General features: G+C 43.1%; 10 protein-coding genes and 1 pseudogene. 8 read left to right on the top strand and 3 right to left on the bottom strand.

The window, feature by feature from the left end; genetic code table 11:
- Nucleotides 1-54: 54 nt before the first annotated feature.
- The 3 genes and pseudogenes from QMA00_RS17885 to QMA00_RS17875 all read left to right on the top strand — a co-directional run.
- A pseudogene (locus QMA00_RS17885) lies at nucleotides 55-186 on the top strand (integrase); the annotation flags it as partial.
- Between the two features lie 389 nt (nucleotides 187-575).
- Complete coding sequence (locus QMA00_RS17880; RefSeq protein WP_076923229.1) at nucleotides 576-1,430, top strand: hypothetical protein; 855 nt, start codon at nucleotides 576-578, stop codon at nucleotides 1,428-1,430.
- A gap of 60 nt (nucleotides 1,431-1,490) precedes the next feature.
- A complete protein-coding gene (locus QMA00_RS17875) occupies nucleotides 1,491-1,814 on the top strand; it encodes a hypothetical protein (protein WP_064667425.1) in 324 nt (107 codons plus the stop codon).
- A gap of 327 nt (nucleotides 1,815-2,141) precedes the next feature.
- On the opposite strand, the gene QMA00_RS17870 is transcribed toward QMA00_RS17875, so the two are convergent.
- Together QMA00_RS17870 and cadR are read right to left on the bottom strand one after the other, a co-directional pair.
- The gene (locus tag QMA00_RS17870) at nucleotides 2,142-2,549 is read right to left on the bottom strand and encodes a hypothetical protein (protein WP_076923230.1); all 408 of its coding nucleotides are present in this window, start codon (nucleotides 2,547-2,549) and stop codon (nucleotides 2,142-2,144) included.
- A 128-nt stretch (nucleotides 2,550-2,677) separates the two neighbouring features.
- Nucleotides 2,678-3,067: a Cd(II)/Pb(II)-responsive transcriptional regulator gene (cadR, locus tag QMA00_RS17865; protein WP_004588587.1), complete on the bottom strand. Its 390-nt coding sequence runs from the start codon at nucleotides 3,065-3,067 to the stop codon at nucleotides 2,678-2,680.
- Between the two features lie 79 nt (nucleotides 3,068-3,146).
- On the opposite strand from cadR, the gene QMA00_RS17860 reads away from it, so the two are divergent.
- From QMA00_RS17860 to QMA00_RS17840, 5 genes are all read left to right on the top strand, one after another.
- The gene (locus tag QMA00_RS17860; protein ID WP_010554767.1) at nucleotides 3,147-3,764 is read left to right on the top strand and encodes a cation transporter; all 618 of its coding nucleotides are present in this window, start codon (nucleotides 3,147-3,149) and stop codon (nucleotides 3,762-3,764) included.
- Nucleotides 3,730-4,146, top strand: coding sequence for a hypothetical protein (locus QMA00_RS17855; RefSeq protein ID WP_254843700.1), 417 nt, complete (start codon nucleotides 3,730-3,732; stop codon nucleotides 4,144-4,146). Before QMA00_RS17860 ends, QMA00_RS17855 begins: the two co-directional genes overlap by 35 nt.
- A 72-nt stretch (nucleotides 4,147-4,218) precedes the next feature.
- Nucleotides 4,219-5,538, top strand: a complete 1,320-nt coding sequence (locus QMA00_RS17850) for a TolC family protein (RefSeq protein WP_290158294.1) — start codon at nucleotides 4,219-4,221, stop codon at nucleotides 5,536-5,538.
- A gap of 14 nt (nucleotides 5,539-5,552) precedes the next feature.
- Nucleotides 5,553-6,488 carry an efflux RND transporter periplasmic adaptor subunit gene (locus QMA00_RS17845; RefSeq protein ID WP_004588583.1) on the top strand — a complete coding sequence of 312 codons (936 nt, stop codon included), beginning with the start codon at nucleotides 5,553-5,555 and terminating at the stop codon, nucleotides 6,486-6,488.
- 60 nt (nucleotides 6,489-6,548) lie between these two features.
- Nucleotides 6,549-9,659, top strand: coding sequence for a CusA/CzcA family heavy metal efflux RND transporter (locus tag QMA00_RS17840; RefSeq protein WP_290158291.1), 3,111 nt, complete (start codon nucleotides 6,549-6,551; stop codon nucleotides 9,657-9,659).
- Between the two features lie 136 nt (nucleotides 9,660-9,795).
- Here QMA00_RS17840 and QMA00_RS17835 read toward each other — a convergent pair whose 3' ends face one another.
- Complete coding sequence (locus QMA00_RS17835) at nucleotides 9,796-9,954, bottom strand: transposase (RefSeq protein WP_290158299.1); 159 nt, start codon at nucleotides 9,952-9,954, stop codon at nucleotides 9,796-9,798.
- Between the last annotated feature and the right edge of the window lie 3 nt (nucleotides 9,955-9,957).

Raw genomic sequence — 9,957 nt, 5'->3', positions numbered from 1 at the left:
ATTAGGTGATCGGCTTAGATAGTATTAGGTGATCGCGATGCATGAGAATATGCAGTTTATGCTCGAACCAAAAATATACGTGCCGTTCAGTTACTACTTGGTCATACAAAAATTGATAACACCATCAGATATTTGGGAATAGAGATTGAAGACGCCATTAAAATATCGAGAGAAACCGATTGTTGATTTAGCGCAGGCAGTGTTCTTATGCTGCCTTTGCCCCATTATCATTTAACGTAAATACTTTATAGGTCGATTTTGAGCGAACTACGGAAATTACCTAAAGCAGAACAAGTGATCTGCTAGGTAGTTGCTTGAAATCAATTATTAATTGCTAATCTAGCCAAATTTAGGTGTAATGAATACATAAAAAGCGCTGAGCAATGCAGGGAAAGCTTAAATTACACTAGCTAAGCTGATTAAATTAGCTAGGAAAGTGAGAGCCACCAAAAAGCAAATTCCCATAGCATAAACAACACCAACTCTGACACACCGAGCAGGTAGCGGCTCAGTCCAACAAGCGATTATGCAATACAAAATGCGTGTCGCATAAATACTAAAATGTTAGGCTGTAAATGGAATACATCGTGCCACCAGATAATTATGCAAGCTTCATCGGTACTGTTGCACTTATAGTGTCGATTCTGTGCTTATTTATCACTTTTTTGCTGAAGCAAAGAAGCCATGCGACTAAGTTGTTTTCTATTATGCTTGTAGCATCGCTAGCTTTCTTTTCTTCTCATTGGGCTACATATTTTGCCGCTATCTTTATAGTTGTAACTGCTGTTACTGAGCTGGAATTTTTACAGAACTTGGCGGCCATAATCAGAAAAGATGAGAATTATTTCAAATACAAGAAAGAAGCTCTAAGTAAGGCTGAGAATATTCGCCGGAAAGCTGAGGAAGCAATAGAAGAAGAATACACCTCGGAGCAGCCGTCAGAAACGGAAGAATCTACAATCACAAAAATTGACCTTTCAAAATTACAAGAGCTTTCTAATACATCAAGGATGAAGTTGTCATTTGAAGTTGAGGAAAAAGCCCTCAGTTACCTGTCAAAGGAATATGGGCGCATTGAAAGAGGCGTGCGCTTTAGAAAGGGCAATCAATCAGTTGAATTCGATGGGGTTGTTACAAATGGACGAGATAAAGCAGACACTATTTTTGAGGTCAAGTGGACCCGAAATCCTGATCATGCTTTTATGTTTATTAATCAATCCATCCGACGGTCTAACGAGCAAGTGAATTCTTACTCCTCAATTACTGGTAAAAAGCCCACCTTTAATTTGGTTGTTGTTACAAATACTAAAACCAGTATTGGCACAGATCGTTGGGAGAAATTAAGGGAAAGGGCAGAAGAAGTTGGTGTAAACCTAATCAATTTGAGCCTAAAAGAGATAGGGTTCGAGGTTACACATGAAATCGCCTAACAAAGCCATTAAACTCGCTCTCTACGGTCGCCGGACGCGATGAGGAAATAAAGAGGTATCATGGCAAAAATTAAAGATAGATTAGCTAAAATAATTCGTGATAAACCTAGAGTGTTGACCCGAGCAATATTTTGGAAAATCCCTCATAACACCTCAGAAGACGAAGTGTTCTTGAAGCTTGGTCGGTATAATAAGCCAAAGGGTTGGCTTGATAGTGAAACACTAGAATTAGATAGTCCCAAAAGTGAACTTACGCTGGGTAGTGAAGAGTTCAGTAATCTCATAGATTTCATTTCAACAAATTACGAACCTTTCAAGCAGGGGACGAAAGCTTTTTTGCCTTTAGATAACCCGTACGACACATCAAATGCAGAGCAGTGTTAGACGACTTGGGGACAAGAAAACCTTCGATGATAAAAACGCCATATCGATTGCACAACCTCTCTGCGAAGCAATAATGTCGATGACCGCTCGTACCCGTTTATCCTCAGGGCGCGATGAAAGCGCAGGACTATAGACTAGCCCTACCGCTTTATTTACTGTTTTCCACACTTTGTCGATATCGACGTCAGTAAATAGATGCTGAGAAATGGATCCCAATTCTTTGCTAACCTGAACTCTGGTTAAGAGATTTACTAACGTATTGAATCAAAAATGATATTTATGTTTATTTTTCTCTAGCCAGATATTTTCAGTGAAAACAAGGCGAAATTACGCGTCAATAGCTAGCCTATTGCAAGTAAATTCAACGCAGTTAGCGCTGAAAATAGCTGCTTGAGATAGATTTATTATCCAGAGTTCAGGTTTGCTAGTAAGCGGCAGAGTATTAATTCCATCACTCCTGGCTTGACGTAAGGCTTTGAGAAATTGTTGGTTTTGCCTATCTTCAGGCTCTAAATAGATGACTACAATCTGATTGTCCTGTGCCAAAACCTTGTGAGGGACATCTTCGAAAATCACAATACATTGTCCGGTGTGAATACTTTGTGCCTTGTAATCTTGAACCGAGATGTCTTTGTCTAAACCAATGCAAATTTGAACAGCATGATGTGCATGAACATCATTATCAGGACTGATTCCGATGTAAATCGCTTTGTAGGGCCACAAATGAATATGCATGGCTGACTCAGTATCAAAAGTTCAGGCTATTGATTTTTGCCTTATAAATCTACACAAATGACGAATGTTAGCCGATAGATACACGTTGAGGCGAGTGCGCACAGTGAAACTGTGTGCTTCTTACACTTTTAAGTGTGTAAATAATTTAAAATGCCACAGTCCCTAATGGTTTTGTTTTGATCACACTTTGACGCCATATTTTCGAGTGATGACTTTAATGCGTTTAGCTCTTCAATGCGAATAATGACGTCTGATAAATGCTTAGCTATTAACGTATTGATATTTGAACAGCTCTGATCTGGCTTCGAACGACTGTCCATGAGCGTTTTTACTTCCATGATAGACATATCCAATGAACGACACTGTTTAATAAATAGGAGTTGTTCAATAGTCCCCTTGTCGTAGACACGATAATTTCCACTTGAGCGCTTGAGCTCAGGCAATAGCCCTTTCTTTTCATAAAAACGAATGGTCTGAATACTACAACCTGTCGTCTTTGCGACATCACCAATTTTCATTTTTTACTCCTAACCGTTGACTCTATACCAAGTATAGACTTTATACTCATACTATTCATCAGTAAAGAGTGTGTTTCTAATGAGCGGATGTGGGTGCGAAGTTGAAATAAAAGACCAGTCTCAACGACAGGTTTTGTATTGGCTTTTGGGAATAAACGCGACAATGTTTGTTATAGAAATGGGGATCGGGTTGCTTGCTAATTCAACCGCATTAATAGCCGATTCACTTGATATGCTCGCCGACGCAGTTGTCTATGGTGTTGCCCTTTATGCTATTGGTAAATCGCTATTGCACAAAGCCAATGCGGCTAGAATTAGCGGCTTTTTTCAGATGGCACTGGGTGTGTTGATTATCATTGATATTGTAAGACGGTCAATTTACGGTAGCGAACCTGTATCGGGACTAATGATGGCTATGGGGGCAGTTGCACTGGTTGCTAATGTCATTTGTCTTGTGATCATACGCAAACAAAGAAATGAAGAAGTGCATATGCGGGCAAGCTGGATATTTTCAGCCAACGATGTGATTGCCAACTTAGGTGTTATCTCTGCTGGCGTTTTGGTGTTTTGGCTCGATTCTCGATGGCCTGATCTGGTTATCGGTGTGATAGTTTCGTGCGTTGTGTTGCGCGGGGCAAAAATGATCCTCGAAGATGCTGGAAATGAAAGACAGCGAGCGCTTAATGCGCAAAGTTGATAAGAAAATGCCAATTTTTAATTGCACATCAAAACTGCGTAGGTTGGCATGGCTACTTATTACTTTGCTCATGTGTCAATCGGGCTTTTCGTTCGCCGCTCAATGCGATGACTACCCTGCGGAGGTATCGTCAGTCCCTGAACAATCAAAGTCGATAGGCACTTATGATGTTCCCGAAAAAAATGTAAATGCTGGTGATAATACGTCGAGTGAAGAGCCTAAGTGTTTCCATTGTGTGCTGTGTCAATGTGGACAGATTAAGTTTCTGGCACAACACCCAATAAATGACGTATCTAAACCGTTATACACCAATCAATACAGTTATTCCCGCAACGTCACTGACGGCCTAGTCGAAGGCCTTTTGCGCCCACCTCAACATTAATCCATTCCCTCCTATATGTTTGCATGGGTGCTTTCCATGTATGTCGTTATCTTATGAACAAAAGGTTCTTTTATGAGTTCTTCACGCCCATTGGGCATAAAAAAAGCTAGCTCAGCGTATCTGAAATTGATATCTGCTGCACTGGTAACCATGAGCATATCTGTTCAATCTGCCAATGCGCAAAAGTCTTCAATCACGCTTGAAAATGCGCTCAAACGCACATTATCAAACAACCCAGATTTAGTTGTGTTCGAATTTAAATCTTCGGCTTTGGATGGTGAATCAAAAATGGCCAGCTTACGACCTGAAATGTCTGTTGGGGTTGAAGTTGATAATGTGTTGGGAACAGGCGAAGTGTCTGGTATCAAAGATGCCGAATTGACACTGACCTTATCGTCGGTCATCGAGCTTGGAGATAAAGTCAGCAGCCGAATGAATGTGGTGAGTTCAAAAAAAGCACAACTGCTTACACAACGGCGCATTCGTACGCTGGACATCTTGGGTGAAACAACTCGACGATATATCAATGTCATTGTCCAACAAGCGTTGCACAAGACTGAGCAACGAGCTGAAATGCTGGCTCGCACAATGCTTCAGACAGTCTCTACACGGGTTGAAGCGGGGGCTTCTTCACCACTTGAGAAAAAACGTGCAGAGTCAGCGTTGTCGCAGGCGCGTTTGTCGTTATTGATAAGTGAACAAAAACTCAATGAGTATAAACGCGACCTGGCCATCATGTGGGGTGACACTAACGCTGCGTTTGCGGAAGTTGAAGGGACACTGTTATCGTTTCCAAATTCACTATCACTTGAACAAATGCTTTCACAGCTTCAAAGCAATCCACACGTTCTGCTTTATGCTGATAACTATCGGGTACAAGAGGCCAGATTGAGAGTGGTTCAGGCCAGTCAGCAGTTCGACATTGCGTGGGAAGCCGGTATCCGAAGAATGCAGGGAATTGATGACACAGCGTTAGTTGCCAGTATTTCGGTGCCGTTAAATACCAAGCAGCGGAATCTAGGTGAATACGAACAACAGCGCGCATTGCTTGACAGTATAGACTATCAAAAACAAGCGAAAATTCGTGAACTCACTCGCCAATTAAATCAAGTCATTAGCGCAAAAGACCAAGCCTTGCTCACTGTTACGACCCTTCAAGACAATGTCGTCCCAACATTGGAATCTGCATTGAAATTGGCGCGGGATGGCTATGAAAGTGGTCGCTACAACTACATAGAGTGGGTGACAACGCAACAGCAACTCATAGATATGCAACGAACTATGATAAAAGCCGCAGGCTTAGTTCACCTTCGAAGCGCAGATCTAGAGGCACTTACGGGAATTCCCGTGTTTTCTGACTCTCCCTCGACGTCTGCTCAATCATCACAATGAATAGAGAAAAAATAATGAATAAATCACAATTTACATTAGTTACTAGCGCACGTGACTTGCTTGGCATGTTAGTCATGCTAGTTACTTTACTGTTTGCTTCTGTCGCCCTGGCTGATGATGACGATGAGGAAGCCGAAGAAAGACCCGAGTACGTAGTGTTATCTCAAGAACGGATGCTTGAACACGATATCGTGACTGCATCGGCCGCATCAGGAACATTATCGCTCACAACCAGAACCTTTGGGCGGATAGTTCATGATCCTGCGTCACTGAGTCATATTCGTGCCCGCTTCGACGGTGTTGTAAAACGTATCATGGTGAATATTGGAGATAAAGTAGAAAAAGGTGACACACTGGCAATCATTGAGTCAAACGAGAGTTTAAATCAATACTCAATCACCTCACCGATGTCTGGAAAAATCATAGCTAGACACGCCAATGATGGTGAGCTCACCAACGGTCAAGTACTGCTTTCTGTTGCTAATTACTCTCGCGCAATTGCTCAATTGGCTATTTTCCCCAAACAACGTACTCGTATTGCCGTTGATATGGAAGTCACTTTAAGGCTTGAGGAATTGCAGCAACAATCAAGTATAAGCCACATTACGTCCTCACCTGATGACAAACCTTATTCTATCGCGTTTGTGAACGTTGATAATGGCAGTGGTTATTGGCCTTTAGGCGCTATGGTAGAGGGTTATATTCAGATTGGGTTCCAAGAAGTCAATCTGGCTCTCCCCAAAAGTTCAATACAAGAGTTAGATGGGCAAACCATTGTTTTTGTCAAAGAAGGGGAGCGATTTTACCCCCGCCAAGTAAAGCTTGGGAACACGGACAACCGTTTAGTAGAGATTGTGAAGGGCGTTCAAATAGGCCAGCAAGTCGTTGTAGAAAATAGCTATCTACTAAAAGCTGATTTATTAAAAATGGAGGCGGGCGATGATGACTAATTACCTGCGCATTTATTGTCAAAAGCAAAGCCAAGTCCATAAAAACGGTGAGGTGAGAACATGATTGCACGAATACTCCGTCTATCCATTGAGCGACGTGGTGTCATGATGTTGTTCGCCTTGTTTGTCGCCTTTTTTGGTATGTACAGTTACAAACAATTGCCGATTGATGCTGTGCCTGATATCACCAACGTGCAAGTGCAGATAAATACCGCAACCCCAGGTTACTCGCCTTTGGAGACTGAACAACGCATAACGTTTATAGTTGAAACCTCGCTGGCCGGTTTGCCTAATTTATCGTATACCCGCTCGATATCACGCTATGGTTTGTCGCAAGTCACAGTCGTGTTTAAAGAGGGCACTGATTTATATTTCGCACGAAATCTCGTCAACGAGCGTCTCACCGCCATCGCGGCGCAATTGCCAACAGGGTTAACCCCTGAAATGGGCCCTATCTCCACAGGCTTGGGTGAAATTTACATGTACTCGTTAAGTGCTGAGCCTCAGGCGCGACAGGACAACGGTCAACCCTATGATGCTATGGCATTAAGGGAGATCCATGATTGGGTAATTAAGCCCCAATTGTCGCTTGTTGAGGGGGTGACCGAGGTTTATGCGATAGGCGGATTTGAAAAGCAATATCATGTGAATCCTAATCCAGTCGCAATGATAAACTTTGGGATAAGTACAGGTGACCTTCTCAGTGCGCTAGAACGCAACAATGCGAATCAAGGCGCTGGTTTTGTAGAACAAAATGGGCAACAAGTACTGATCAGATCGGAAGCCCAACTTAAGGGCATCGACGATATCGGCCAAGTGGTTGTTAAGATCATTGATGGCGTACCGGTAAAAATTCAAGACATCGCCCAAATCAACCTCGGTAAAGAGCTGCGCTCTGGAGCCGGCACGTTAAATGGCCAAGAAACAGTGATTGGCACGACAATGATGTTAGTGGGAGAAAACTCTCGTACGGTCGCCAAAGCTGTGGACAGTAAGCTCGAAACCATTAAAACAAGCTTACCCGAGGGCGTAATCCTTGAAGCGGTTTACGATAGGACAAGCCTCGTTGACAAAACCATCGACACAGTGCAGAAAAACCTCGTCGAGGGCGCTTTACTTGTCATCGTTGTGCTATTCGTTTTGCTTGGGAATGTGCGAGCTGCACTTATTACCGCCGCTGTAATACCCTTGGCAATGCTTGCCACGATATCGGGCATGGTCAAAACAGATGTGTCTGCTAACTTGATGAGTTTAGGCGCACTGGATTTTGGCTTGATTGTCGATGGCGCAGTTATCATTGTTGAAAACTGTATCAGACGATTATCCGAATCCCAGAAACAAAACGGCGCTACTCTACCGCTCAAAGAAAGGCTGAATGTTGTATATGAAGCCACTAATGAAGTCATACGTCCCAGTTTGTTTGGTGTATTGATCATTACCATTGTTTATATCCCCTTGTTCACGCTCACTGGCGTCGAAGGTAAAATGTTCCACCCCATGGCAGCGACCGTGATAATGGCTTTGCTTGCCGCAATGGTATTTTGTTTTACCGTAGTGCCTGCGGCGATAGCAATTTTCATGAGAGGTAAAATTAGCGAAAAAGAAAGCCCAATTATTAAAGGTGCAAAGGCAGTCTATCGTCCTGTTTTAACCGGAGCGCTGCGTTTTAGATGGCTAGTGGTAGTAGCAGCGAGTGCTTTGGTTGTCGGCAGTTTATGGATGGGCAGTAAATTAGGCTCCGAGTTTATTCCCCAGCTCAATGAAGGTGATATCTTAGTACAAGCGATACGCATCCCTGGGACTGGGGTAGAACAAGCAGTTGAAATGCAAAAAACTCTTGAAGCGAAACTTATGCAGTATGAGCAAGTTCAGACGGTATTCGGTCGCACGGGTACGGGTGAGGTCGCTACCGATCCTATGCCGCCCAACATTACTGATACGTTTGTTATTTTGAAGCCTAGGGAACAATGGCCCGATCCATCAATGACTAAAGCCGAGCTAGTCGAAACGTTTGAAGAGGACTTGTTTACTTTGCCCGGCAATAATTATGAATTTACCCAACCTATTCAAATGCGGTTTAATGAATTGATCAGTGGGGTAAGGGCAGATTTGGGCATAAAACTATTTGGGGATGACTTAGATACCCTCTTTGCATCTGCTTCTGACATTTTGTCCGTTATTTCAACGATTGAAGGGGCTGATGACGCGAGGCTTGAGCAGGTAGAAGGCATTCCAATCTTCACCGTCACACCAAAGCCTAATCAATTGGCACGCTTTGGTTTGGATATAGCCGACTTGCAGTTATGGCTCAATGCTGCGACAGGTGGAAAAACCGCTGGAATGATTTTTGAAGGCGACAGACGCTTTGAAATTGTCGTGCGATATGCCGACGACATTCGAAATGAACTCACTCAGCTTGAGAGCGTTCCCATAGTCACGCCCTCTGGTGAGCATGTACCAATAAGCGAATTAGCCACACTTGCATTTAAAGAAGTACCTAGCCAAATAAGCCGGGAGAATGGCAAACGTAGTATTGTTGTCACAGCAAATGTGCGTGACAGAGATATTGGCACTTTTGTTGAAGAAGCTCAGGCGAGAATTAATGATGAAGTAGATTTACCTGCTGGTTATTGGCTCGACTATGGTGGAACCTTTGAGCAGCTCGAAAGTGCGAGTCAACGATTGACGATTGTGGTACCGGTTACGTTGTTTGTGATTTTGACAATGCTGGTAATTGCGTTTGGTTCTATACGCGATGCGTTGATTATCTTCACAGGTATCCCTTTGGCATTAACAGGCGGTGTAATGTCTCTTTGGTTAAGGGATATGCCTTTATCCATATCCGCGTCGGTAGGATTTATCGCGTTGTCTGGGATTGCCGTATTAAACGGATTGGTAATGCTGTCCTTCATCAAGCAACGTTTGCTAGAAACCGGAGAATTAGTGAATAGCATTGTTGAAGGGGCACTTATTCGCTTGCGTCCGGTATTAATGACAGCACTAGTGGCAAGCCTTGGATTTGTGCCCATGGCGCTCAATACGGGCATAGGTGCAGAGGTGCAACGGCCTTTGGCCACGGTGGTCATCGGCGGGATAATATCGTCAACCTTGCTAACACTGGTAGTGCTGCCTGTACTCTATCGACTCGTGCATAGTAAAGGGGATCAGTAGTGTTCTTGGGCATTTATTCGTAAATGCCCAAGTTTTACCTGAACGATTTTTAGGTAACTATTGACTCTTTATCGAAATTTTCCGAGAAAACCCATTGATCGACGCGAAGCGGTGTCGATGGGATGAATCGGAATAGTTAGCCCTGCTCTTGAATGTATTTTTGAATTGTATCAGCAGCCGCATTCCCAACAGAGCAAACAAAATATCCGTCAGACCAAAATGTTTTTTTAACCCAGAATTGCTTTTTAAACCATTTAAATCTCGACCATAGACTTTGCGTTGTAGATTGTTTAATTCT

This window comes from Pseudoalteromonas sp. APC 3694, from assembly GCF_030407565.1.
GTDB lineage: Bacteria > Pseudomonadota > Gammaproteobacteria > Enterobacterales > Alteromonadaceae > Pseudoalteromonas > Pseudoalteromonas tetraodonis.
The sequence above is the reverse complement of the archived record's forward strand: the minus strand, read 5'-3'. Positions and strand labels throughout refer to the sequence as shown.

Coding starts and splice junctions, on each gene's coding strand:
- QMA00_RS17840 (WP_290158291.1), top strand. CDS start 6,549: ATGATTGCACGAATACTCCGTCTATCCATTGAGCGACGTGGTGTCATG.
- cadR (WP_004588587.1), bottom strand. CDS start 3,067: ATGAAAATTGGTGATGTCGCAAAGACGACAGGTTGTAGTATTCAGACC.
- QMA00_RS17860 (WP_010554767.1), top strand. CDS start 3,147: ATGAGCGGATGTGGGTGCGAAGTTGAAATAAAAGACCAGTCTCAACGA.
- QMA00_RS17850 (WP_290158294.1), top strand. CDS start 4,219: ATGAGTTCTTCACGCCCATTGGGCATAAAAAAAGCTAGCTCAGCGTAT.
- QMA00_RS17875 (WP_064667425.1), top strand. CDS start 1,491: ATGGCAAAAATTAAAGATAGATTAGCTAAAATAATTCGTGATAAACCT.
- QMA00_RS17880 (WP_076923229.1), top strand. CDS start 576: ATGGAATACATCGTGCCACCAGATAATTATGCAAGCTTCATCGGTACT.
- QMA00_RS17870 (WP_076923230.1), bottom strand. CDS start 2,549: ATGCATATTCATTTGTGGCCCTACAAAGCGATTTACATCGGAATCAGT.
- QMA00_RS17845 (WP_004588583.1), top strand. CDS start 5,553: ATGAATAAATCACAATTTACATTAGTTACTAGCGCACGTGACTTGCTT.
- QMA00_RS17855 (WP_254843700.1), top strand. CDS start 3,730: ATGAAAGACAGCGAGCGCTTAATGCGCAAAGTTGATAAGAAAATGCCA.